Here is a 25,698-nt window from a genome sequence, read left to right on the forward strand (position 1 = left end):
GGGCCTTCACGCAATGGTCATGGCGCGGCCATGGCCTGCCGCCGGCCTCAGCGCTGCGGCAGCCCCGCCTCATTCAGCGCCAGATTCTGCTGGGCCAGCTCCGCCGCCGGGCTGTCCGGGGCCACGCTGACCACGCGCTCCCAATCCGCGCGGGCCTGTGCCTCATTGCCGCGCAGCTGGTGCAGGATACCGCGTTCCAGCAAGGCCTCCGGGTTGTCCGGGGCGGCGGTCAGCGCCTGGGTGATGGTGCGCATCGCGTCTTCCGTGCGGTCCAGGTTCCGCAGGGCGGAGGCACGGAACACCATCGCCTCCACCCGGTCGGGTTCCAGCCGCAGCACCTGGTCCAGCTCTTGCAGGGCCTCCGCGTAGCGGCGCATCGCGGCCAGCGCCACGGCGCGGTCGGTGATCAGGTCCGCGTCCTGCGGCTCCAGCGTCAGGGCCATGGTGGTGGCGCCATAGGCGCGGGCGGCATCGCCCGCCATCATCCAGGCCTGGCCAGCCTGGCCCAGCACGGCGGCGCGGGCGGCGGAACCGGCGTGGCTGTCGCGCGCGATGCGCTCCAGCATGTCCGCCGCGCGTTCGGGCGCGCCCAGGCCGATTAGCGCCAGCGCGGTGCAATGCCGCGCGCCCTCGCCGCCGCCCTGGCCAGCCCATTCCTCGGCATAGGCCATGGCGGCATCCGAATCCTCGCGCAGCAGCGCCAGGCAGCGCTCATATTCGGCGCTGTCGGCCAGGCGCGGGGGCTCGGGCGGCACGGGCAGTTCCACCACCGGCGCCTGGTGGGCGCTCAGCCACCACCACGCACCGCCGGCGGCGGCTGCGCACAACAGGGCGCCCGCCAACAGGGCGGGAAGGGGTAGCCGGGGGGGTGTCACAGCTCCCATATACAGCGGCTTGAGAATCACCACACCCCCGGCCGAGGTAACAGATGACCCCAAATGTGCTGATCCTGGGCGGCGGCTTCAGCGGCCGGGCGGTGGCGAAATTGGCCCAGGCCGCGGGATGGCGGGCGACGACCACCACGCGCGGGCAGCCCGGCCCGGGTGCCATTCCCTTTGCGCAGGCCGGGCAGGCGCTGGGCGCGGCCACGCATCTGCTGGTCACCGCCCCGCCCACGCAGGGGGTGGACCCGTTCCTGGCCGCGCATGCCGGGGCGCTGCCCGGCGCGCTGCGCTGGGTCGGCTATCTCTCGACCACCGGGGTGTATGGGGACCGCGCGGGCGGCTGGGTGGATGAGGCGACGCCCCCCGCCCCGGGCCAGCCCCGCAGCCGCTCGCGCCTGGCGGCCGAGAATGCCTGGCGCGAGGCCTGCGCCCGCCACGCCCTGCCGCTGGACATCATGCGCACGGCCGGCATCTATGGCCCCGGCCGCAGCGCGCTGGACGATCTGCGTGCCGGCACCGCGCGGCGGCTGTTCCGCGCCGGGCAGGCGTTCGGGCGCATCCATGTCGAGGATATCGCCCGCGCCGTCCTTGCCGCGATCGACCACCCGCCCATCGGCGCGCGCGTGCTGCATCTGGCCGATGACGAACCGGCCCCGCCCGCCGATGTGGTGGCTTATGCCGCCGCCCTGCTGGGCATCGAGCCGCCGCCGGTCACGCCCTATGAACAGGCCGAGCCCGGCATGAGCGAGATGGCCCGCAGCTTCTGGAGCGAGAACCGCCGCGTGGCCAATGCCGCGACCAAGGCGGCGCTGGGGCTGGAGTGGCGGTATCCGACCTATCGGGAGGGGCTGGCCGCCATCCTGCGCCAAGGGGGCTGACCCTCTTATCCCATCGACGCGATTTCACCCCGACGGCTGGCATCGGCCCAGGCCTCGCGCGCCAGCAGCAGCAGGGCGCCATCGTAATAATGCTGGGCGCGGTTCATGTCCCCCAGCGCCCTGTCCACGCCCCAGCCGGAGCGCGCGGCCATGACCAGCGCCGAGACCGCGCTCACCCCCTCGCCCGCCGGATAGGGGGAGATGGCGCCGGTGCTGAACACCGTCCAGGCCGGCACATAGGGGTGCGCGGGGTCGGACCAGAAGCGCGCGGCACCGTCCAGCAGAGCGGCCTCCGTCCCGCCCGCCCAGATGCTGTTCAGCAGCACCCGCAGCGCGTCATAGCCGAAGCGGTCGCCGCGCCCGGGTTCGGGGGCGATCGCGCCGCCCTGGCCGGGCATCACCACCCAGTCGGCCGGCAGCCCCCAGCGCCCGAAGCGGGATTCCTGCATCAACTGCCGCCCCTGGCCGATCAGCGGCTGCCAGGCCGGGTTCGGCATCAGCTCCGCCAGCGCCTTCAGCGCCGGGAACACGTAGTAGGAGGGGTTGAGCACCACTCCCGCGCGCTGCTCGAACCCCCAGGCGCCGGGCAGCAGCACCGTGCGCCCGCCCACCTGGCGCACCAGCTGGCCGAGGATGGCGCCCGTCACCTGCCGCGCCAGCGTGGCATAGGCGCCGTCGGGCCAGCGGCGCTGGGCCTCTAGCAAGGCCCAGGCGAAATAGAGGTCGGCGTCGGTGGCGTTGTTCAGGTCATCGACCACGCCGCCGCCCGGGCCGGGGCCGGGGCGGAAGCGCCAGGCCAGCAGCCCGTCGCCGCGAATGCCCAGGTGCCGCCGCGTCCATTGCAGCATCAGGTCGAAGCTGGCGCGGTCATCGAGGCGCGTGGCCAGCAGCATGCCCCAGGCCTGGCCCTCGGAATGGGAGATGTTGCCGTTGGCCGTGTCGATGATGCGCCCCTCCGGCGAGAGGAAGCGCGTGCGGAAGGCGGCCCAATGGCCATGGACGGCGCGGGGTTCGAGCGGGCCACCGCGCCCCATGGCGAGCGCCGGGGCGGGCAGCAGCAGGCCGCCCAGGGCGCGGCGGGCGATGGTGAGGTCAGACATCGAAGCTGATCCTCAGCAGCAGGTCCCGGCCCGCCGCCGCGGGTTCATCCAGATGGCCGCCCTCCTGCTCCAGGAGGCGCCGCGCCAGGGAGAGGCGGAGCAAGGGCGCCGGCGGCATGGCCCCGGCCCGCCCGACAGCCCCCGAGAGACGGAATTCCAGCGCGACCCAGCCCGGCTGCCCGTCGGGCGCGCGGCTGACGCGCAGGGCCAGCACCTGTCCGGCGATGGCGAGGGCGCCGAGCATGTCCAGCACATGTTCCAGCGCCTGGGCGATGGCGGCGGGGTGGGCGGCCACCCGCATGGGGGCCAGCCCGCTGCGGTCCAGCAGCACATCCCGCAGCCGCTCGGCATGGCGGGGCAGCAGCTCCTCCAGCATCTGCGGCAGGTCGATGGGGTGGATGGCGTCGGGCTGCTCGGGCCGCGCGCCGATCCGCAGCAGCCCGGCCAGCGAGCCCGGCAGGGTGGGGGCAGGGTTGGCGGGCGCGGGCAGGGCGGGGGCCAGCCGGGCCAGGCGGTCGCTGGCCTCGGCCAGGTTCTGGCGCAGGAAGGCGATCTCGATCTGGCTCGCGCGGGCATGGGCGGCCTGGGCGCGGCGGGCGGCCGCGCGGCGCAGCGCGTGCTCGGCGGCGGCCGCTGCCGTGCGCGCGTCGCAGCGGCACGGCAGCAGGTCCGTGACATGGCTGCGCATGGCGCGGGCGGCCTCGGCCGGGGTGATGGCGTCGGCGACCAGGATGATTTCCAGCGCCAGGGTCTCGTCGCGCATGCGCATGGCGGCCTCGGCCAGTTCCATGGCGCCGGGCTGGCTCAGTTCCAGCACCAGCAGGCCGATCCCCGGCATGCCGCGCAGTAGGTCCAGCACCTCATCGCGGCTGTGGGCCAGCTGGGTGGACAGGTCGTGAGCTCGTAGCGCGTCGTCCGGCAATGGGGCGCCCGCCGGACTGGAAGCCATCAGCAACGCGGCCAGGGCGGTGCTGGCGGGTGCAACCTGCGGCTGAGGAAGTGGTACGGTGTGAGCCATGACCGCGAAACTAGGGGCAAGGGCGGGAGCGGTTCGATAGAGGAATTGCCCCGTTTGGTCAGGTTCTATTCAACTTTCGTTGACAATACTGCCCAGGCGCCGGGCGGGTATGAACAAGGCATCAATATCAATCAGGAATGCGATAAAACCTGACGGACTCACCGAGTTGTGATCTGTATCAATTCTTGGATAAATCCTTCCGGGTGTCGCAGGTCTCCCTTGCGGCACCCGCTCGCGCATTCTGTGCACCCGCAGCAAGCGGGTGGTTCGCCATGGGCTATCGTAATGCTTGCGGCTCGATGCCGGCGCGGCGTGCCGTCTCCCCCCATTTCGCCAGTTCCGCCTGCACGAAGGCGCGGGTTTCGGCGGGGGTGGAGCTGATCACCTCCGCGCCCAGGATGCGGTGGCGCTCGATCACCGAGGGCACGCGCAGGGCCTGGGCGATGTCGCGCGACTGGGTGGTGGCCAGGTCCTCGGCCATGTTGCCCGGGCCCATCACCATGCCCCAGGTCGTGGCCTCGAAGCCGGGCAGCAGGGCCTCGGCCATGGTGGGTACATCGGGCAGTTGCGGGCTGCGGGTCGCACCCGTGGTGGCCAGCGCCTTCAGCGCGCCGGATTGGATATGCACCAGCGCCGCCGGCACGGTGTCGAACATGATGTCCACCCGGCCGGACATCAGATCGGGGTGCGCCTGGGTGCTGCCGCGATAGGGCACATAGGTCATCTCGATGCCGGTCAGGCTGGCGAACAGCACCGGGGCCAGGCGCACCACCCCGCCGGTGCCCGCGAAGGTGACGGCGCCTGCGCCGCGGCGCTTGGCGTGGTCCACCAGCTGCGCGGGCGTGCTGGCCGCGAAATCGCGCGCGGCGCACAGCACCAGCGGCGTGCGCGTGGTCAGCGACAGGAAGGTGAAATCGGCCATCGTGTCGAAGGGCAGGCGGTAGAAGGCGGCATTCACCGGATGCGCCACGCTGACCAGACCCAACGTGTGCCCATCCGCCGGGCTGCGGGCGATGACCTCGGTGCCGATGATGCCGTCGGCACCCGCCCGGTTTTCCACCGCCACCGGCTGGCCCCAGGTGACGGAGAGCGGGTCCGCGATCAGCCGGGCCGTGATGTCGGACACGCCGCCGGGCGTGTAGGGCACCACCATGCGCATAGGGCGCTGGGCGGCGAAGCGCTGGGCGTGGGCGGGGCGCAGGGCAGGCGCCAGCAAGGGCAGCGCCAATGCGGCGCGGCGGGTGATGGACATGTTGTTCCTCCGTGTATTGCCACGGAGCGTGCACCGCGCCCGCCCCCGCGGGCAAGCACGGTTTCTCAGGCGCCGATCAGGCCCTTTTCGCGCAGCAGCGCCTCACCGCGCCGGAACGCCGCGGCCATCTGCGCCACGGGCATGGCGCCCGAGAACAGCAAATGCCGTTCCAGCGCGAAGCTCGACACGCCAGAGATGCCGCCCTGCCGGAACGAAGCGTCGGTCGCGACGATCTGTTCCATGTCCTGGTCGGAGGCGAGGTATTCCGCCGCCTCCAGCCCATGCTCCGCGCCGATGCGGGCCAGCACGGCCAGGTCGCCCACATCCTCGCCATCGTGGAAATAGGCCTGGAACAGCGCCTCCAGCACCGGGGCCTGCACGCCGTGGCGCTGGGCCAGCAGGGACAGGCGGTGGGCGTTCAGCGTGTTGGGCGTGCGGGCCTGGCGGTCCAGGCGGAACTCCAGCCCCGCCGCGTCACCGGCCGCCGTCACCTGGGCGTCCAGTTCCTTCGAGCGTTCCAGGCTGCCGAATTTGGCCGCGCGGTATTCGGCGCGCGACACGCCCTCGGGCGGCATTTCGGGGTTGAGCTGATAGGGGTGCCAGGTCAGCTCCGCGTCCCAGCCGAGTTCCGCCAGCGCGCCTTCCAGGTTGCGCTTGCCGATCCAGCACCAGGGGCAGATCGCGTCGGAAACGATGTCGATGCGCAGCTTGCTCATGCCGGGAATCCCTTGGCCTGGGCGGCCATGCCGCCGAACAGGGCGAAACCGCGTGCCCGCCAGGCGAACAGCGCGTCATCCTCCGCCAGCAGGCGGAAGGGGCTGGTGCAGCGCGCCCATTGAAAGCTGCCCAGCACGATGTAGTCGGCATAGTTGGGGGCGTCGCCGCCCAGCCAGGGCTTGTCCGCCAGCGCGCCGCGCAGGGGTTGCAGCAGCTTGCGGAAGGCCGGCAGTTCGGCGTCGCGCTTGCCCTGGATGGCCTCCAGCGTGCTGCCGAAGCGCGCCTCCCGCGTCTGGCGGAAATAGGCCTGGTCGGTGGGGGCCAGGCAGTCGTGGATGTCCTTCACGATCAGCCGGGCGAGCGCCGGGTGCAGGGCGGTGTCGGCCCAGCTGTTCACGAAGCGCACCAGCCCGGCGGCACCGCCGAACAGGGAGGGACGGTCGGGGTATTTCTCCTCCAGCCACTCCGCGATGCGCCAGGAATCGGAGAGCACCTTCTCCCCATCCACCAGCACCGGCACCAGCCCCTGGCCGGAGAAGGCCAGGCGGTCCTTCTCGGTGAAGCGCCAGGGGGTGCCCTCGGCCTCGAGCCCCTTGTGGGCCAGGGCGAAGCGAGTGCGCCAGCAATAGGGGCTGAAGCGGCGGCCCGGGTCCTCCCCGGCCAGTTCATAGAGCAGGCGCTGCATGTTTCCCCCGTTGCGTGCTGGCGATTGGAGCATCATTTGGGGGTGAGAAGCACAAAACGAAAAGGGGGAGGGGCGCATGCGCTGTCAGGTTGGCATCATCGGAGCAGGGCCGGCCGGCCTGCTGCTGGGGCATCTGCTGCACCGTGCGGGTATCGACGCCGTGGTGATCGAAAGCCGCTCCCGCCGGTATATCGAGGGGCGCATCCGCGCGGGGCTGCTGGAACAAGGCAGCGTGGAGACGCTGGTCGAGGCCGGGCTGGGCGAGCGACTGCTGCGCGAAGGCCTGCCGCATGAAGGCGTGGAGCTGCGCCATGAGGGCGGCAGCCACCGCATCGAGCTGACGCGCCTGACCGGAAAGCGCGTGACCATCTATGGCCAGCAGGAGGTGGTGAAGGACCTGGTGGCCGCGCGGCTGGCGGCCGGGCTGCCGCTGTTCTTCGAGGTCTCGGGCGTGCGGGTGGAGGGGATCGAGGGCCCGCGCCCGGCCATCCACTTCACCCATGCGGACGGGACCGAGCGCCTGGATTGCGACATCATCGCCGGTTGCGACGGGTTCCACGGCATCACGCGCGATGCCATTCCGCCGGCCGCCCTGCGCATCCTGGAGCGCGTCTATCCCTTCGCGTGGCTGGGCATCCTGGCCGAGGCCAAGCCTGCCTCCCACGAGCTGATCTATGCCAGGCACCAGGATGGCTTCGCGCTGGCGACCATGCGCAGCGAGAGCCTCAGCCGCCTCTATCTGCAATGCGCGCCCGACGAGGACCCCGCCGCCTGGCCCGATGCGCGGATCTGGGCCGCGCTGCACCGCCGCCTGGGCCCGGTGCCGGAGGGGCCGATCATCCAGAAGGGCGTCACCGGCATGCGCAGCTTCGTGGCGGAGCCGATGCGCTTCGGCAGCCTGTTCCTGGCCGGGGATGCGGCGCACATCGTGCCGCCCACCGGGGCCAAGGGCATGAACCTGGCCATCGCGGATGTGCGGGTGCTGGCGGCGGCGCTGGACGGCTTCTTCCGCCGCGGCGAGACGCGGCTGATGGAGGAGTACAGCCGCATCTGCCTGGCCCGGGTGTGGAAGGTGCAGCGCTTCTCCTGGTGGATGACGCAGATGCTGCACCGCTTCGACGCGGCCGATGGGTTCGAGCACCATGTCCAGGCGGCCGAGCTGGACTATCTGTTCAGCAGCGAGGCCGCGCAGAAGACCCTGGCCGAGAACTATGTGGGGCTGCCGTATGAGGGGGTGTGAAGCTGATGTTGTTAAAAGCTTTCTCCGATCTTTCCTTGTTCCGGCCGATCACGCCAAACCGATGGAATGAAGGGCGGTGTCGGAAGGTGCGTTGCCCCGATAGAAGCCGAGTTCCCCACATGTTAGTCCACGCGCGAATGCACTTTACCTGTCGGATGACCTGATTGCGGGGCATCATGGTGGTCACGAATCGTGGGGCTTGATGATGGCTGGAGCTGTAGAGGGAGCGCACAAGCGGCACGGCTCTGAAGCGGTAGTATCTCACCTGCTCACTCGCCAACGTGCCCTTTCTGCTTCTGCCGTCGTTGATGCGGCAAGCGTGGAGGCTGCCCGCTCCCTCGCGTATGCCGCTGCCGTGGCGTGGTGGCAGGAGAACGCCAAAGCCCATGGCGCCGGCCGGCTAGCGCATGTCGCCTTGCCCGCCGGGCTGGCGCTCGCCGAGCTGTCGCCTTTTACTGTCGCTGATGCGCGTGCCTTCGGGCGTGATGTTGTTCGCTTACCGGTGCCGGAAGCCGTGGCGGCACTTGGCCGCCTCTACACCCAAGCTCTGCCGCCAACGCACAGGACCAAGCACGGTATCTTCTACACTCCGCCTGCCTTGGTCCGACGCTTGTTGGACAAGGCGCACGCTGCTGGCCATGACTGGCGCGTTGGGCGGGCGATTGATCCTTCATGTGGGGGTGGCGCTTTCCTCGTGGAAGCCGCTGTCCGGATGCTTGCCGCGATGGAGGGGGCTGAACCTGCCATCGCTCTCTCCGCACTCGGCTCCCGGTTGCGTGGCTGGGATTTGGATGGTTTCGCCGCATGGCTGGCCAATCTCGCGGTTGAAGCCGTGGCCCTTCCTTTGGTCGCCGCGTCCAGCCGCCGCCTTGGCCATGTCGCAGAGATACGCGACGCATTGTCCAGTTTCGAGGATGCGGCCGGGATGCACGATTTGGTCATGGGCAACCCACCCTTCGGTAAGGTGAAAGATACGCCCGAGACGCGCGCCCGCTTCGGCCGCAGTCTGCACGGGCATCCGAACCTCTACGGGCTGTTCACCGATCTTGCCGTGCATCTGGCGAAGCCGGGCGGCGGGATCGTGGCCTATCTGACACCCGCGAGCTTCCTGGCCGGCCACTACTTCAAAGCCCTGCGCCGGCTGTTGCATGAGTACGCGGCGCCCGTATCGATTGACCTACTCGAAAGCCGCAAGGATGCCTTCGCGGACGTGCTGCAAGAGGTCGCCCTGTCCACCTTCCGGCGCGGCCGTGCCGAGCGCAGCGCGACATGCGCCGTAGTGCTTGCCGAGCGTGGCGTGCTAACGGTGCAGCCGACAGGCGCCTTGATCCTGCCGGACGATCCTGAAGCGCCGTGGACCCTTCCACGCAGCGCCGCAGATGCCGCCTTCGTGCAGCGTATGCGCGAGATGCCCGCGCGCCTCGCCGATTGGGGCTACGCAGTATCGACAGGCCCGCTTGTGTGGAACCGCCACAAGCCCCGGCTGCACTCTAAGCCGGGAGAGAACCGCGTCCCCATCGTGTGGGCGGAGGCGGTCACGCAGGATGGACGCTTCATCCTTAAGGCGACGAAGCGGAACCACGCGCCGTGGTTCGAGCCGAGCGGGCCGCATGATCCGAACATCGTCACGCGGCCTTGTGTGTTGGTGCAGCGGACCACCGCGAAAGAACAGGGCCGCCGGCTTATCTCGGCGGAGATGCCGGCCGAAGTGATCGCGCAGCACGGCCGCATCACGGTTGAGAACCATCTCAACATGGTGTTGCCCATGGTTGCTAAGCCAAAGGTGCCGGTGTCCGCAGTTGCCGCCTTCCTCTCCACCATGACAGCTGACCGTGTGCTTCGCTGCATCAACGCATCCGTCGCCGTGAGCGCATCAGAGCTTGAAGCTATGCCCCTACCCGCCGCCGGTGACTTGTTAGCCGCGCTCGCTACGCCCGATCCAGAGAAGGCAGTCGCACGCCTCTATGGTGCCGAATGAGCCTGCCGCCGCTAATACCCTGGCAGGACGTTCGCGAACGACTGTTGACGATCTTCCCCGAGGGCACACCGGATCGCCGCAATCTTGTCCGCGACATGGCCGCGAAGACTGTGTTTGTTGCACTCTACATTGGTGCCGTAGCTGGTTCTAACAGATGGCTTGCACCCCGCCATGTAGTTCACATGTCGGATAGCTTGGCTGCGCAACAGACCGACGATGTGCGTAACCTTGTCTACGATGTGCACGGAGGCGCAAACCTTCCCCGCAAGCATGCTGAGAAGCGTTGGTATGCCGACAACACCCGCGAACCCATCCGCGATGAAGTGCTCCGGAACGGCCTAGTTCCATGCAATGCAATAGTGGAGCTTGCAGGGGTGCCGACTACCTCACCCAAGGGCCGCTATGCCCTTCAAGCGGGTTTCGCCGCGCTATTCCGCCCTGGCATGGACGCGCCGCAGATTGAAGCAGCAGCGGTGGAATGGCGGCGGCGGAACCTCTCGGCCGCAGCACTTGCGCGTGCCGCGTTGGTTCGGAACAGCGCCAGCACCGCGAGTGCCAACATTACTGTGCAATGCCCCAACGGCCCGTCCATTATCCTGCCGCCCGGGCCGAGTCCGCTAATTACTAAGGCAGTTGTGGAAGTCTTCGCGCCAATTTTTCTGGGCGATCCGCGCGTGGCGTGGATCAGTGACAGTGCGAACAAGATGCCCTTCCGCGACGCCCCGCTTGAGCGCGCGCTCGGCGTCACATTGGATGCGGCGACGATGTTGCCGGACGTGGTGCTTGTGGACCTTGATCCGCCCGGCCGCGCAGGCGAAGTACTGTTGGTGTTCGTGGAAGTAGTGGCGTCCGATGGCCCGGTGACGGAACAGCGGCAGCGTGCACTGCTGGAACTGATCGCCGCCAGCCCGCGGGCATATCAACCCGAACATGCGGCTTTCGTCACCGCCTATATGGACCGCGGCGCCGATCCCGCGCGGCGCACCATGCCAGCGCTGGCTTGGCGGTCCTTCGCTTGGTTCGTCTCGGAACCCGACAAGCTGGTGCAGATGCATGATGGCAGCACGGCCGCCCGGAAGCTGGCCGCGCTCCTCTGAACTACTCCAGGCTACCGACTGCTATCTTCGCTGAGAGATGCCAGATCGAGGCGATTGCCGGACCCTCACACCTCCCGCAGCCTGCCGAAGGTCGCGGCCTCGGCCTCCGCCAGCAGGAAGGCCGCGGCCTCGGCCTGTTCCACCGCCACCGCCTCGAAGCGCAGGGTGGTGCCGGGCAGGGCCTGGCCCAGCCGGTGCAGGTCCGCGGTGATGATGGTCGCGATCTTCGGATAGCCGCCGCAGCTGTGGCGGTCGGCCATCAGCGCGATGGGCTGGCCATTGCCCGGCACCTGCATGCAGCCGGTGGTGTTGGCGTCCGAGACGATCTCCTTCGCGCCGGCATGTTCCAGGGGCGCGCCTTCCAGCCGCACGCCGATGCGGTCGGCATCGCGCGTGACCGTATAGGGCGTGGTCAGCAGGGTGCGGATGGCCGCATCCGTGAACATCTCCTGATGCGGGCCCAGCACCACGCGCAGGGGGCGGCCGCGCTCGGCGGGCACGGGGTGGGGCAGGGCGAGGTTGCGGCCGGTGCGCGCCTCGACCTGGTTGAGCGGCACCGCATCCCCCGCATGCAGGCGCCGGCCATGGAAGCCGCCGATGGCTGAGCGGGTATAGGTGGACAGGCTGCCCAGCACCGGCTCGATCGCGAAGCCGCCCTGGATGGCCATATAGGCGACATTGCCGCGAATGGCCGCCAGATGGATCACCTGCCCGCGCCGGGCCACATGGCTGCGCCAGAACTCGATGGGCTCGCCATCCAGGGTCAGGCGGCCCTCGGCGCCGGCGAAGGCGAAGCGGATGCTCTCGGCCGCCACGCGGAATTTGGCACCCAGGCGGCACATCTCGAAGGCGGCGTCGCCCGGGTCATTGCCCACCAGCACATTGGCCGAGCGCAGCGACAGCCCGTCCAGCGCGCCGGAGGGGGCCACGCCGATATCCATGAAGCCGAGGCGCCCCCGGTCCTGGATGGTGGTGAACAGGCCGGGTTCCAAAACGTCCAGCGCCGCGCTCATCGGCAGGCCTCCCGCGGGTGCAGGGTGCCTGCGGTGAAGGCCTCCAGCAGGCTGTCATGTTCGGCCAGGCCCACGCGGCGGAACACCACCTCGTCGCCAGCCGAGAGCAGGGAGGGATTGTCCCAGCGCAGGTCGAACAGCGGGGCGGCGGTGCAGCCCAGCACGTTCCACCCGCCCGGGGCCTCCACGGGGTACACATTGGTCATCAGTTCCGCCATGGCGATGGAGCCGCGCGGCACCCGCACCCGGGGCGGCACGCGGCGCGGCAGGTACAGGCTGGGGTCCAGCCCGCCCAGATAGGGATGCCCCGGATAGCTGCCCACCATCAGCGCGGTGTAGCGCCCGGCCAGGTGGCGGGCGATCAGCTCATCGGTGGACAGGCCCAGGCGGGTGGCCGATTCCTCCAGGTCCAGCGCATGCGGCGCCTCGTAGCAGGCGGGCAGCACCCAGCGATGGGCGGGGGCGGCCTCGGCGGCGGTCAGGCCGGATTCCAGCTCCTCCAGCACGGCGGTCAGGGCGCGGGTGGTGAGGTGCACGGGGTCATGGATGATCGCGAGCGAGCGGATGCCCGGCATGGTCGCCACCACCCCCGACAATGCGCGGGCCTTCAGCGCCGCGTCCAGCGCGCGGGCGCGGGCGGAGGCCGCGGGGTCGATCCCTGTGGAAAACTCGGCCACCAGCATGCCGTCGCCGGCCAATCGCAATCGCATCCAGAACCCCCGGAATCCGCACCCAGTCTCGGCGGCCATCTTGGCAGGCTGCCCGGCGGCTGCAAGCTTGGGGCGGGACAGGATTCAGGAGCTTCAGATATGCCCGTGGTGAACATCAACTCCGACATCGGCGAAAGCTTCGGCCCCTGGAAGATGGGCGACGACGCGGGCGTGATGCCGCTGATCAACAGCGCGAACATCGCCTGCGGCTTCCATGGCGGCGACCCGGACGTGATGCTGAAGACGGTGCAGCTCGCCATGTCTCATGGCGTGACGCTGGGCGCGCATCCGGGTTTTCCTGACCTGCAGGGCTTCGGCCGGCGGCAGATCAAGATGTCCGCCAAGGAGCTGGAGAACATGTGCGCCTATCAGATCGGCGCGCTGATGGGGGTGGCGGCCATCGCGGGCGGCAAGGTGACGCATGTGAAGGCGCATGGCGCGCTGGGCAACCTGACCGCCGTGGACATCGACGCGGCCCGCGCGCTGGTGCGCGCCATCAAGGCCATCGACCCCAAGCTGATCCATGTGGGGCTGGCCAATTCCTGCCTGGCCAAGGCCACGATCGAGGCCGGTATCCCGCTGGCCAGTGAGGGCTTCATGGACCGCATGTATGACGATGACGGCAACCTGACCTCTCGCGCCAATGCCGATGCGGTGCACCATGACCCCGCCGTGGCGGTGAAGCAGGTGCTGGCCATGGTGCAGGAAAAGGTGATCGTGACCCGCAGCGGCAAGCGCATCCCGGCCGAGATCCACACCCTGTGCGTGCATGGCGACGAGCCGACCGCGCGTGCCCTGGGCGCTGCCGTGAAGCAGGCGCTGCTGGATGCGGGCGTGCAGCTCAAGACCCTGCCGGAGATGGCCCTTTAACAAGGCCCGCGCCTTCCGCCTCAGCCGGTACGGGGCGGCGGGCGTGGTGGTCCGGCCCGGCGGCGGGGCAGGGCGGGCGCTGGCGCTGCTCGGCACCCGCCGCGCCCTGTTCCTGACCGCCGAGAACCCGCGCGGTCGCCGCTGGCCGGCCGGCCTGAACCGGCGCCGGATGGCCCGGATGGCGACGCTGCTGCCCCGCCCCTGGCTGCCGGCCCACTCCGGGCTGGGGCAGTGGCGGGAGGCGATGTTCCTGGCCCCCGATACGCCCCGCACCCGCCTGCTGGCCCGGCGCTTCGCCCAGGCGGCGGTGCTGGTGCTCGATACGCGCGGGGCACGGTTGCACTGGCTCGCTTGCCCCCAAGCTTGCCCAGATGATCACAAGCTGGCACCAGCCCGCCCATGCTGCGCCTGACGGAGATCCGCCTTCCCCTGGACCACACCCCCGCCGCCCTGGCCGAGGCGGTGCGCGAGCGGCTGGGCGCCCGCCCCCTGGCCTGGCAGGTGGTGCGCCGCGGCTATGACGCGCGGCAGAAGCGCGCGATCCGGCTGGTCTATTCCGTGGACGCGCTGCTGGCGGACGAGGCGCCGCTGCTGGCGCTGAACGACCCGCGCATCCGCCCCGCCCCCGCCATGCGCTATGATTTCGTGGCCCATGCGCCGGAGGGGTTCCAGGAGCGCCCGGTGGTGGTGGGCGCGGGCCCCTGCGGCATTTTCGCGGCGCTGCTGCTGGCGCAGATGGGCTTTCGCCCCATCATCCTGGAACGCGGCCAGCCCGTGCGCGTGCGCACCAAGGACACCTGGGGCCTGTGGCGCCGGGGCGTGCTGAACCCCGAGAGCAACGTGCAGTTCGGCGAGGGCGGGGCAGGCACCTTCAGCGACGGCAAGCTGTATTCCCAGATCCGCGACCCGCTGCTGCATGGCCGCAAGGTGCTGACCGAATTCGTGAAGGCCGGCGCGCCGGAGGAGATCCTGTATCTCTCCAAGCCGCATATCGGCACCTTCCGCCTGGTCTCGATGGTGGAGAACATCCGCGCCGAGATCGAGGCGCTGGGCGGCGAATACCGCTTCGGCACCCGGATGGAGGAAGTGCTGCTGGAGGAAGGCACCCGTGCCGTGCGGGGGCTGCGGCTCTCGGACGGTTCCGTGCTGGCGGCGCGGCATGTGGTGCTGGCGCTAGGCCATTCCGCGCGCGACAGCTTCGCCATGCTGCACGCCGCGGGTGTGGCGATGCAGGCCAAGCCGTTTTCCATCGGCGTGCGCATCGAACACCCGCAGGGGGTGATCGACCTGGCGCGGTTCGGGCCCTCGGCGGGCCATCCGGTGCTGGGGCCGGCCGACTACAAGCTGGTGCACCACGCGGCCAATGGCCGGGCCGTGTACAGCTTCTGCATGTGTCCGGGCGGCAAGGTGGTGGCCGCGGCCAGCGAGCCCGGCCGCGTCGTGACCAATGGCATGAGCCAGTATTCCCGCGCCGAGTTCAACGCGAATGCCGGCATGGTGGTGAATGTGGGCCCCGAGGATTTCCCCGGCGAAGGCCCGCTGGCGGGCATCGAGTTCCAGCGCCGGCTGGAAAGCCTGGCCTTCGAGGCCGGCGGCGGCGACTACCGCGCGCCCGCCCAGCGCGTGGGGGATTTCCTGGCCGGGCGCCCCAGCACCAGCCTGGGCGCCGTGACCCCCAGCTACAAGCCGGGTGTCACCCCCACCGACCTGTCCCGTTGCCTGCCCGACTACGCGGTGGCCGCCATGCGAGAGGCTCTGCCCGCCTTCGGCCGCCAATTGCCGGGCTTCGACATGGCGGATGCGGTGATGACGGGGGTGGAGACGCGCACCTCCTCGCCACTGCGGATCCGGCGCACCGACCTGTGCGAAAGCCCCAACACCCCGGGCCTGTATCCGGCGGGCGAGGGGGCTGGCTATGCCGGCGGCATCCTCTCGGCAGGGGTGGACGGCATCCGGGTGGCGGAGGCGGTGGCGATGGCGCTGTTGGGGCGGGACCTGCCGCAGGAACGCCGCCGCCATGCGGTGGTGACCGAAGGTTGGGGATGAAACTCAAAAAATTCATACACTTCTGACGTGTGTGCGCGCTTCGCGATTAAGACGCGCGCTGAAGCACGCCCGCTAACCTCTTGAAATGCGCTTCCGTCGGCGGGTTTTCCGACTTCGCGCTTGGGTTTTTCCGAAAAATTGAGATTTTGTTAGGGAAAGATGCTTGTGCGGGCCTGCGCCGCCCTTTAACGCTTCCTCAAGAAACGCCCAAAACGCGTTTTTTTAGACAAATAAGGCGCAGCCATGGCCCCCCAGCCCATCGTCACCTTCCTGAACGGTTCCACTCTGGATGCCTTCATCGGCACCACGGTCACGCTCGGCCTGCGTTTCGATAACGCTGCCTCCGGCAGCGACACGGGTTATGCGCCCTATGTGAACGTCATCCTGCCGACCAACGGCGCGGATGGGGCCGGGGTGGGAAATTCCCCGGTCAATGATGGCGTCACCTTCGTCTCGGCCACCTATCTGGGCGCCGCGCTGGAATCGACGCTGATCCAGTTCGACGCCGCGGGCCACGCCACCCACCCCTATGCGAAGGACGCATCGGGCAACGCGCTGGTCATCAACGGCACGCCGGGCGACAGCCTGCTGGTGCTCAAGCTGCCCTTCGGCAGCTTCACCACCACCCAGACGCCCTCCGACATCGACCTGAAGCTGAACATCTCCAACCTGGCGGACCTGAACACGCTGCTGGCGGTAAAGGCCTCGGGCGGCTTCGCCTATGGCGCGGACCCGCTGAACAACCCGGCCGCCGACCCCGTCATCACTGGCCCGACGGCCACGCTGAACCTCGACCCCACCGTCGCCACGCTGGACAAGATCTATCTGGGCCCGGAGCAGGAAACCGCGACCGGCCCCTCCTATCCGCGCACCTGGCTGGTGCAGGGCGATTTCGCGGCGGGCCAGCACTTCACCGGCGTCACGCTGAAGGACCAGATGCCCGATGGCGTCGTGATCCTGGGCGCGCATCTGGAGGACGGGTCGGGCCATGTGCTGCCCGGCACGGTGTCCATCACCGGCGCCTATGGCAGCCAGGTGGTGACCGGCACCTTCGACGGCACCATCACGGGCGGGGCGGTGAAGCCCACCCTGGTCATCGACTACTACGTCACGGAATTCCTCTCGACCGGTGAGCCGGTGCTGGACCCCGCGACCGGCGCCTTCCGCCCGCTGGAGAACAACGCGACGCTGGATGCCGACTGGCAGCCGATCGACGGGCGCGACAGCCTCACGCACATCAACATCGACCCGCCGGGCGCCGAGGACATCGTCACCGCCAAGTCCATCGCCATCCAGAAGGGCGTGGACCTCGTCTCCCCGCAATGGCAGGCCGGCGGCACGCTGGAATATTCGCTGGACGGCCAGGTCTCGAACTATTTCGAGATGAAGGGCCTCGTCGTCACCGACACGCTGGGCGATGGCCAGACCTTCAAGGCGGGCTTCACCCCCACCCTGACGGTGACCGAGCATGGCGTGACCCATACGGTCAGCCTGGTGGGTTTCTATGATGTCGGCGCCAAGGCGGCGGACGGCACCAGCGTCATCACCTTCCGCGTCAGCGAGGCGATGGTCGCGGCGGGCCTCGACGATGTGATGGACGGCAATGGCGGCGCGCTGGGCGGCGCGACCCACGCCACCGACTATCAGCAGGCCACCATCCACATCAATTTCCAGACCACGCTGGACGCCAATTGGACCGGGCCGGTGCCGGGCGACACGATGGTCGACCAGGGCGACCCGGTGAAGAACGACGTCATCTATGGTGGCGACGTGTACAACACCGGCGACGCCATCGCCGATGACAGCCATGCCGGCGTGATCCTGCCGGTCAGCGATGTCGGCAAGAGCATCTACGCCATCAATGGCGACACGGCGCAGGGCAGCACCAGCTTCTCCGTGGTGCCGAAGATCCAGTCGGGCGACCTGATCACCTATCGCCTCACCCTGGATATGCCGCTGACCTCGGCGCATTCGGTGACGCTGACGGACTTCCTGCCGCTGCCCGTGCTGCTGGCGGCCGACCCGGATGTGAACGGCACGGCCAACGCCTTCTCCTTCGCGGGCGTCGGCGCCGTCCCGGGCCTGAACCAGTGGAGCCTCGGCCCCACCGACCAGCTGCACCTGAACGCGGCGGGCGTGATGCCCAGCATCACGCAGAATGCGGCCGGCAACTCGATCACCTTCAATTTCGGTGACATCACCAACAGCGCCTACCCGACCACGCATATCGACCTGCTGTTCACCGTGAAGGTGAACGACGCGGCCTTCGGCGATGGGCTGCTGCTGAGCAACCAGGTCACCTCCTCCGAAACCAACAGCTTCGACACCGTCTCCCAGGACAATGCGATCATCCAGTTCCAGCTGGGTGAGCCGCGGCTGAAGATCGTCAAGGGCGTGGTGGCCGAGGACAACACGGGGGCCGCCGTCCTCACGGCCGCCGCCGGCCCCTCGGGCGTCACCTTCAACGCGCCGGGTTCGGCCACCGCCTTCACCGGCACCATCACCAGCGCGGGGCTGGCCAGCACGCCCATCGACGCCAACCTGATCCGCGCCGACGCGAACGACACCGTCACCTTCGCCATCGTGGTCGAGAATGTGGGCAGCGGCGTGCGCGGTGCCTTCGACACGCTGATCCGCGACAGCCTGCCCACCGGCTTCCACATCCCCGCCGGCGGGCTGAACCTGCAGGTGCATTACGGCGACGGCACGGCCGTGGCCTATACGCTGACGGGCAGCGGCCTGTTCGACGCGGCGGGCGGCATCCAGCTGACCGACCCCGGCCTGCACCAGGGCGCCATCGCCGCCTATGACGCGACCAGCGGCAAGAACGTGGTCGTCATCACCTATGACCTGCAGCTGGACAGCACCGTGGCGGCGGGCGACCGGCTGACCAACACCGGCACCACCGCCTGGTACGCGGCGGAGGAAGGCGGCATCAGCCGCACCTCCACCGACGGCCTGGCGGATACCAACACCGCCTATGTCGATGTCACCCCGCAGGTGGCCAAGACGGTCATCGCCACCTCCAACGCCGATACCGGCACCGCCGAGGGCAACGCCGGCCTGACCGATCTCGCGATCGGTGAGCTGGTGACCTGGCACGTGACCGCCACCATCCCCGAGGGCCAGTCGCACAGCCTGAAGCTGATCGACATCCTGCCGGGCGGCACGGGTTCCGTGACGGGCGGGCCCTTCGAACTGGTGAGCGTGACCGGCGCCACGGTCGGCGCCAACATCACCGGCGCCGGGGTCGCGGCTGGCAGCGTCGGCGTGATTTCCGACAGCAACGGCGACGGCATCATGGATACCGTCACCTTCAATTTCGGTGACGTGACCAACACGCCGGACAACACGCAGAACGGCGCCGACACCATCAGCTTCGACATCGTGGCGCGCGTGCTGGACACGGCCGCGAACTACGCGGGCGAGACGGAGACGAACAAGGCCATCGTCCGCGTCACCGACAGCGTGGGCACGGTGAAGGACACGACGGTCACCAGCTCGGTCGAGATCGTCGAGCCGCATCTGGTGCTCGACAAGACCGCGAGCCGCGTCACGGTCGATGCGAACGACGTCTACACCTACACCGTCACGCTGACGAACCAGTCCAGCAGCTATGGCGCGCCGGCCTATGATGTCTCGATCGACGACATCCTCAGCCAGCTGGCGCCGAATGCCACCTTCCTGCCGGGCACGGTCACGCTGGTCAGCGGGCCTTCGGGCACCACCATCGTCAGCGGCAATGGCGTGGGCGACACCAACCTGAAGGTGACCGCCGCGCAGTTGAACGAGGGCGGGCAGATCAAGCTCACCTTCCAGGCGCAGGCGGTGGCGGGGGCCGTCAGCGGCCAGGCCATCAACAACACCGCGACCGCGACAGGCAGCAGCGAGCCCGGCACCCCCGCCTCTGACCGGCCGTACAATGTGAGCGACCCGGCGACGGTCACCATCGCTTCGCCCACCATCACCAAGTCGGTGTTCGACACCAGCTTCGCCGATACCGGCAGCGCGCAGTACAGCACCAGCAACCAGGATGCGAAGGTGGGCGAGGTCGTCACCTATCGTATGGTGGTGACGGTGCCCGAGGGCCAGTCGGTCAACTTCAAGGTGATCGACACGCTGGCGGACCAGCTGGTCTCCGGTTCCTCCGGCCAGCTGCAATATGTGGCGGGTTCGGCCAAGGTGATCTCGGCCGGCGCCAACCTGTCCGCGGCCGGCGGCATCCTGACGCCCACGGTCTCGGCCGCCGACAGCAACGGCAATGGCACCAGCGACCAGGTCACGCTGTCCTTCGGCACGGTGACCAACACGGCCGACAATGTGGCCGACGCCAAGGACCAGATCGTCATCGAGCTGCAGGCGAAGGTGGTGGATGTCGCCGCCAATGTGGGCGGCGACGTGCTGACCAACAGCGTCAAGGCCACCACCGACTACAGCCAGTCCAACACCGCCACCGCCTCGGTCGATGTGGTGGAGCCGGTGCTGGACGTGCAGAAGACCACGACCTTCGGCACGGGGGACGCGGCGGACATCGCGACCTACACGGTCACGATCCAGCACACCGCCGCCAGCCACGCCAGCGCCTATAACCTGGCGCTGGGCGACATCCTGGCCCCGGGCATCACGCTGGTGGCGGGTTCCGCCACCTCCAGCATGGGCACGATCAGCGAGGCGGGCGGGCATATCAGCCTGAACCTGGCCAGCCTGGCGCTGGGCCAGAGCGTGACCATCACCTATCAGGCGAAGCTGGCCGACACCGTGGTGCATGGCCAGGCCATCACCAACACGGCCACGCTCGACTACGCGAACGATCCTTCCAGCATCCGCACCGCGCATGACCAGGATGACGCGACGATCCACGTCGCCATCCAGGACAGCATCGTGAAGGACCTGGTTGCCACCTCCAACATCTACACGCCGGGCTCCGACGTGGTGGCGGGCGAGACCGTCACCTATCGCCTGACGGTGACGCTGGGCGAGGGCGCGCAGCACCTGAAGGTGATCGACGCGCTGCCCAGCAGCCTCGAATACCTGTCCTCCAAGGTGGTGTCGCTGGGGTCGATCACCGGCAGCACGTTGGCGGTGAATGCCGGCGGCACCTTCGATGCCGCCAGCAGCAAGCTCAGCTTCGACTTCGGCGACGTGGTCAACGCGGGCGACAACGCGCTCACGGCCGGCGACAAGGTGGTGATCGAGGTGACGGCCAAGGTCGCCGCCGGCGCCTCGGCCGGTTCCTACCTGACCAACACCGCGACCGTGGCGCCCGTCACCCCCGCCAACCCCTATGGCGTGACCCCGGGCACGGCGATGACGCCGTCCTCGGACACCGAGACTGTGCATGTCATCCCGCTGGCGGCGCTGGGCGACAAGGCCTTCGTGGACCTGAACGCCGACGGCATCCAGCAGGCCGGCGAGCCGGGCCTGGCGGGCGTGACCGTCAACCTCTACGACAGTGACACGGGCGCCCTGGTCGGCACCAAGGTGACGGACAGCAACGGGCTGTACCTGTTCACCAACCTGCCCCCCGGCACCTATCACGAGGAATGGAGCCTGCCCGCCGGCTATGTCCGCACCACGGACGGCGCGGGCACGGCCGCCACCGACAGCGACCCGAGCCCGGTCACGGGTGTCACGGGGAACACGGTGCTGCTGTCGGGCGTCACGGACCTGACGCATGACGCGGGCTACTACATCCCGGTCAAGATCGGCGACACGGTCTTCGAGGACATGAACGGCAACGGCGTGCAGGATGGCGGCGATGTCGTCCTGGCCGGCGTCACGGTGAAGCTGCTGGATGGCACGGGCACCGTGCTGGCCACCACCACCACCGATGCCTCGGGCAACTACCTGTTCGTGGGGCTGAAGCCCGGCACCTACGCGGTGCAGTTCGACAAGCCCGCGGGCTATGTCTTCACCGCCAAGGATGCGGGCGGCGACGCGGTGGACAGCGATGCCGACCTCGTCACCGGCCAGACGGTCGCCAAGACCTACATCTCGGGTGCCGACGACCGCACGATCGACGCCGGGCTGTACCGCCCCGTCACCATCGGCGACACGGTGTGGGAAGACCGCAACGGCAACAACGTGCAGGATGCCGGCGACACGCCGCTGGCCCATGTCACGGTCAACCTGCTGGATGGCAGCAACGCCATCGTTGGCACCACCACGACGGACGCGAACGGCCAGTACCTGTTCACCGGCCTGAAGCCCGGCGCCTATCACATCCAGGTGGTGCCGCCGACGGATTTCGAGTTCGTGCAGCCCGACCAGGGCGGCAACGACGCGGCCGACAGCGACGCCAGCCGCATCACCGGCATCACCCCGGTGAAGGTCTATGTCTCGGGCGATGACGACCGCACGGTGGATGCGGGGCTGTACGGCCCGGCCACCATCGGCGACCGCGCCTGGGTGGACACCAACGGCAACGGCGTCCAGGACAGCGGCGAGGCCAACCTGGCCGGTGCCACCGTCACGCTGATCAACACCCTGACGGGTGCCGTGGTCGGCACGGCCGTGACGGATGCGAACGGCCACTACTCCTTCACCGTGCCGCCCGCGACCTACAAGGAAATCTGGACGGCGCCCGCGGGCTATGTGCCCACCATCCCCGGCCAGGGCACGGCCGCGACCGACAGCGACCCCAGCCACACCACGGGTGAGACGCCGGCCTTCACCGTCGCCTCCAGCCAGATCGACCTGACGCACGACGCCGGCTTCTACATCCCTGTGAAGATCGGCGACCGGGTGTTCGAGGACCAGAACGGCAACGGCATCCAGGACGCCATCGACACGCCGCTGGCCGGCGTCACGGTCAAGCTGCTGGATGGCAGCGGCACCGTCGTGGCCAGCATGGTCACGGATGCCAACGGCAACTACCTGTTCGACGGCCTGCGCCCCGACACCTATTCGGTGAAGTTCGACGCCCCCGCGGGCTATCACTTCACCGACAAGAATGTCGGCGCCAACGACGCCATCGACAGCGACGCCGACCTGGCGGGCGCCACGCCGAACCAGACCTATTCCTCGGGCGACGTGAACCTGACCATCGACGCCGGGCTGTGGCGCCCGGTGACGATCGGCGACAAGGCCTGGGTCGATATCGACCATGACGGGCTGCAGAACGCGCTGGAGCCGGGCCTTGCCGGTGTCACGGTCAAGCTGATCGACGACCGCACGGGCCTGACCGTCGACACCACCGTGACCGACGCCCAGGGCAACTACCTGTTCGAGGGCCACAAGCCCTCCGACTATCATGTCGAGTTCACCACCCCCGCCGGCTACACGGTCACGACCCCCTATGTGGGCCCGAACCGCGCGGTGGACAGCAACCCGAATGCCCTGGGTGTCGCCCCGGGCTTCCTGATCCTCTCGGGCCAGACGGACCGCACCATCGACGCGGGCTATCAGGGCACGGGCGCGGTCAGCGGGCATGTGTTCCTCGACCAGCCGGACGCCATCTGCAACTACAAGCTGCCTTCGGCGATGTTCGAGGGCATCAAGGTCGAGCTGATCACGGTGACCGGCCTGATCGCCGCCACCGCCTACACCGACGCGAACGGGGATTACCTGTTCAGCGGCGTGGCGCCGGGCAGCTACATCACCCGCTTCACCGCCCCCGACGGCACGGAATTCGTGGCCAAGGTGGCGGGCACGCAAGGGGTGCGCGACAGCGACGCCAACCCCGGCAACGGCATCACCGACGCCTTCACCGTGGTGAACGGCGCCGAGGTCACGCAGGTCAATGCGGGCCTGGCCTATGAGGGCGTGGGCCTGACCGGCAATGTCGCCCAGCACCTGCCCGATGGCGGCGGCAACTACACCTTCGACCAGCCGGGCGCCTATGCCATCGGCGGGCAGGGCAGCTACCACCTGATGGGCAATGGCGGCCTCGCCTACCTCGTCGGCGGCACGGGCGACAACAACCTGCAGGGCGGCGGCGGTTCCGGCGGCTCCATCCTGGTGGGTGGCCACGGCTCCAACATCATGGAGGGCACCTCCGGCCGCGACATCATCATCGGCGGCTGCGGCCCGAACAACATGCAGGGGCTGGGCAACAACGGCCAGGGTCTGGGCAGCGCCTCCGGCGCCTGGAACTACGACCTGCTGGTGGGCGGCATCTCCAACGACATCATCGAGGCCAATGAAGGCCGCTCGATCATGATCGGCCTGGCCGGGAATGACGAGCTGCACGGCAGCGGCATCATGGTGGGTGGCACCAACACCGGCACTATCAGCTTCGACGGCACGAATTTCGGCAACTACACGGTGGGCGACCACCTGAAGCTCGGCAGCCAGCAGACGACCGTGAACTATCAGGTCGGCGACGGCGTGCAGTGGATCGAGAACTTCAACCCCTCCCGCGGGGACACCATCGAGATCTACGGCTATGGCGCGCCAACCGCGACCGGCATGGTGAACGGCCAGTTCGTGCTGTATTTCGGCACCAACGCCGCCATCGTGATCAATGGCTGGCAGGCCAGCCAGGGCATGCCCGCCGGCATCAACTACCACCCCGACCAGACCTCTATGCCCGGCGCCTTCGGTCATTTCGAGGCACTGGCCCCGGTGGTTCTGCCCGCCGGCCAGGACAGCTTCTACGGCAGCCAGGGCGATGACATCGTGATCGGCACCGACGCGCCGACCACGCTGATGGGCCATGGCGGCGACGACCTGCTGATCGGCGGCAATGGCGGCAACCTGTTCATCGGCGGCGCCGGCAACGACACCGCGGTGGGCGGCACCGGCAACGATATCTTCCGCCTCGGTGAGGGCTCGGACGAGGTCTATGGCGGCGGCGGCAACAATGTGGTGCAGCTGGACGTGCTGCGCGCCGATGCCACCATCACCAGCAACGGTTCGACCACCGTCATCAAGACGGCGGCCGGCGAGCAGGTGCTGCACGACATCCAGTGGGTCAGCTTCGCCGACCAGAACATCCATCTGAGCGGCGTGGCGGACGCGGCGGGCAGCGTGTTCTTCGGCACCGCCGGCAACGACCAGTTCAGCATCGCCAGCGCCAGCGACCTCGTCTCCGAGCACGCCAATGGCGGCTACGACACGGCCTGGGTCGCGGCCAGCGGCTGGACCATGTCGCCCGAGATCGAGGCGGGCCGCCTGATCGGCGCCGCCACCAGCCTGAACGGCAATGCGCTGGACAATGTGCTGGTCGCCAATGCCGACCTTGCCTCCACCATCCATGGCGGCGGCGGCAATGACGAGATCTGGGGCAGCAACCAGAACGGGGACGTTCTGGATGGCGGCGCCGGCGATGACGTGCTGCGCGGCGGCTCGGGTGTCACCACCTTCATCGGTGGCGCGGGCAATGACCAGTTCGTGGTGAACAACGTGAATTCGGTCATCGTCGAGAAGCCGGGCGAGGGCATCGACACCGCCTGGGTCAGCGCCGATGGCTGGCATGTCTCGGACAATGTCGAGATCGTGCGCCTGTTCGGCGATGCGCATTCGGTGGTGCTGGGCGGCAGCGGGGCGCAGGTGGTGGCCAATGCGTCCGGCTCCACCGTCACGGCCGCCGCGGGCGACAACGTGTTCTGGGGCCAGGGTGGTAACGACACCTTCATCGGTGGCGCGGGCAACGACATCTTCTACTCCGGCACCGGGGTGACGCAGATGTTCGGCGGCGCGGGCAACGACCACTTCATCATCAAGAACGCGGCCGACACCGTCGTCGAGAACGCCGATGGCGGCTACGACACCGCCTGGCTGGAAGTCAGCGGCTGGACCGTGGCCGAGAATGTGGAGGTGGCCTATCTCTCGGGCAGCGCCACCAGCATCACCGGCAATGCCAGCGGCACCAACCTGGTGGCGAATAGCACGGCGGCCTCCACGCTGACGGCGGGTTCGGGCTTCACGATCTTCTGGGGTTCCAACTACGGGGACACGATGCAGATCGGCCCGGGCGGCGGCAATGTGTACGGCTATGGCGGCGCGGATACCTTCGCGTTCGGGCCGCATTGGGGCCTGACGCAGGTGTCCGACTTCAACCATGCCGAGGGCGACAAGCTGGACTTCTCGGCCAGCGGGCTGAGCATGGCCGACCTCGCCGTCACCAACTACAGCGACAAGACGCTGATCGAGCACAATGGCGAGCAGATCATCCTGTATGGGGTGACCAGCCTGCAGGCCAGCGACTTCGTGTTCTGAACGACGCCTTCGGGCGGAAGGGAAGGGGGTGCGGGCAACCGCGCCCCCT

Annotated in this window: 16 protein-coding genes; 8 read left to right on the forward strand and 8 right to left on the reverse strand. The window is 68.8% G+C overall.

Features of this window, described 5'->3' with window-relative positions; translation table 11 throughout:
* Nucleotides 1-47: 47 nt before the first annotated feature.
* Nucleotides 48-827, reverse strand: a complete 780-nt coding sequence (locus GT007_RS14690; protein WP_236571677.1) for a tetratricopeptide repeat protein — start codon at nucleotides 825-827, stop codon at nucleotides 48-50.
* 101 nt (nucleotides 828-928) lie between these two features.
* Here GT007_RS14690 and GT007_RS14695 point away from each other — a divergent pair, with 101 nt between their 5' ends.
* The gene (locus GT007_RS14695) at nucleotides 929-1,762 is read left to right on the forward strand and encodes an NAD-dependent epimerase/dehydratase family protein (RefSeq protein WP_160122383.1); all 834 of its coding nucleotides are present in this window, start codon (nucleotides 929-931) and stop codon (nucleotides 1,760-1,762) included.
* Nucleotides 1,763-1,767: 5 nt separating this feature from the next.
* Here GT007_RS14695 and GT007_RS14700 read toward each other — a convergent pair whose 3' ends face one another.
* From GT007_RS14700 to GT007_RS14720, 5 genes are all read right to left on the reverse strand, one after another.
* On the reverse strand, nucleotides 1,768-2,862 hold the full coding sequence (locus GT007_RS14700) for a glycosyl hydrolase family 8 (protein WP_160122384.1): 1,095 nt from the start codon (nucleotides 2,860-2,862) through the stop codon (nucleotides 1,768-1,770).
* Nucleotides 2,855-3,811, reverse strand: a complete 957-nt coding sequence (locus tag GT007_RS14705; RefSeq protein ID WP_160122385.1) for a hypothetical protein — start codon at nucleotides 3,809-3,811, stop codon at nucleotides 2,855-2,857. Before GT007_RS14705 ends, GT007_RS14700 begins: the two co-directional genes overlap by 8 nt.
* A gap of 346 nt (nucleotides 3,812-4,157) precedes the next feature.
* Nucleotides 4,158-5,132, reverse strand: coding sequence for a tripartite tricarboxylate transporter substrate-binding protein (locus GT007_RS14710; protein WP_160122386.1), 975 nt, complete (start codon nucleotides 5,130-5,132; stop codon nucleotides 4,158-4,160).
* A 65-nt stretch (nucleotides 5,133-5,197) separates the two neighbouring features.
* Complete coding sequence (locus GT007_RS14715) at nucleotides 5,198-5,848, reverse strand: DsbA family oxidoreductase (protein ID WP_160122387.1); 651 nt, start codon at nucleotides 5,846-5,848, stop codon at nucleotides 5,198-5,200.
* Nucleotides 5,845-6,534, reverse strand: a complete 690-nt coding sequence (locus GT007_RS14720) for a glutathione S-transferase family protein (protein ID WP_160122388.1) — start codon at nucleotides 6,532-6,534, stop codon at nucleotides 5,845-5,847. The genes GT007_RS14715 and GT007_RS14720 overlap by 4 nt, the downstream gene beginning before the upstream one ends.
* Nucleotides 6,535-6,610: 76 nt before the next feature.
* Between GT007_RS14720 and GT007_RS14725 the strand changes: the two genes are divergently transcribed.
* The 3 genes from GT007_RS14725 to GT007_RS14735 all read left to right on the forward strand — a co-directional run bounded on the left by GT007_RS14725 (nucleotide 6,611) and on the right by GT007_RS14735 (nucleotide 10,849).
* Nucleotides 6,611-7,774 carry a 4-hydroxybenzoate 3-monooxygenase gene (locus tag GT007_RS14725; RefSeq protein ID WP_160122389.1) on the forward strand — a complete coding sequence of 388 codons (1,164 nt, stop codon included), beginning with the start codon at nucleotides 6,611-6,613 and terminating at the stop codon, nucleotides 7,772-7,774.
* A gap of 202 nt (nucleotides 7,775-7,976) precedes the next feature.
* Nucleotides 7,977-9,752, forward strand: a complete 1,776-nt coding sequence (locus GT007_RS14730; protein WP_160122390.1) for an HsdM family class I SAM-dependent methyltransferase — start codon at nucleotides 7,977-7,979, stop codon at nucleotides 9,750-9,752.
* Complete coding sequence (locus GT007_RS14735; RefSeq protein ID WP_160122391.1) at nucleotides 9,749-10,849, forward strand: BsuBI/PstI family type II restriction endonuclease; 1,101 nt, start codon at nucleotides 9,749-9,751, stop codon at nucleotides 10,847-10,849. Before GT007_RS14730 ends, GT007_RS14735 begins: the two co-directional genes overlap by 4 nt.
* Nucleotides 10,850-10,914: 65 nt before the next feature.
* Here the strand turns inward: GT007_RS14735 and GT007_RS14740 are convergent, their stop codons facing one another.
* Together GT007_RS14740 and GT007_RS14745 are read right to left on the reverse strand one after the other, a co-directional pair.
* Nucleotides 10,915-11,862: a 5-oxoprolinase subunit C family protein gene (locus GT007_RS14740; protein ID WP_160122392.1), complete on the reverse strand. Its 948-nt coding sequence runs from the start codon at nucleotides 11,860-11,862 to the stop codon at nucleotides 10,915-10,917.
* A complete protein-coding gene (locus tag GT007_RS14745; protein WP_160122393.1) occupies nucleotides 11,859-12,572 on the reverse strand; it encodes a 5-oxoprolinase subunit B family protein in 714 nt (237 codons plus the stop codon). Before GT007_RS14745 ends, GT007_RS14740 begins: the two co-directional genes overlap by 4 nt.
* Before the next feature lie 99 nt (nucleotides 12,573-12,671).
* Between GT007_RS14745 and GT007_RS14750 the strand changes: the two genes are divergently transcribed.
* The 4 genes from GT007_RS14750 (at nucleotide 12,672) to GT007_RS14765 (ending at nucleotide 25,649) form a co-directional block, all read left to right on the forward strand.
* Complete coding sequence (locus GT007_RS14750) at nucleotides 12,672-13,442, forward strand: LamB/YcsF family protein (RefSeq protein WP_160122394.1); 771 nt, start codon at nucleotides 12,672-12,674, stop codon at nucleotides 13,440-13,442.
* A gap of 43 nt (nucleotides 13,443-13,485) precedes the next feature.
* Nucleotides 13,486-13,854 (forward strand): DUF3293 domain-containing protein, encoded by a 369-nt coding sequence (locus GT007_RS14755; protein WP_160122395.1) that lies wholly within the window; start codon nucleotides 13,486-13,488, stop codon nucleotides 13,852-13,854.
* Nucleotides 13,842-15,488: an NAD(P)/FAD-dependent oxidoreductase gene (locus GT007_RS14760; protein ID WP_160122396.1), complete on the forward strand. Its 1,647-nt coding sequence runs from the start codon at nucleotides 13,842-13,844 to the stop codon at nucleotides 15,486-15,488. The genes GT007_RS14755 and GT007_RS14760 overlap by 13 nt, the downstream gene beginning before the upstream one ends.
* A 243-nt stretch (nucleotides 15,489-15,731) precedes the next feature.
* Entirely contained in the window at nucleotides 15,732-25,649 is a 9,918-nt protein-coding gene (locus GT007_RS14765; RefSeq protein ID WP_160122397.1) for an SdrD B-like domain-containing protein, read from the forward strand.
* The last annotated feature ends 49 nt before the right edge of the window (nucleotides 25,650-25,698 follow it).

It is taken from the genome of Rhodovarius lipocyclicus (assembly GCF_009900765.1).
Classification (GTDB): domain Bacteria; phylum Pseudomonadota; class Alphaproteobacteria; order Acetobacterales; family Acetobacteraceae; genus Rhodovarius; species Rhodovarius lipocyclicus.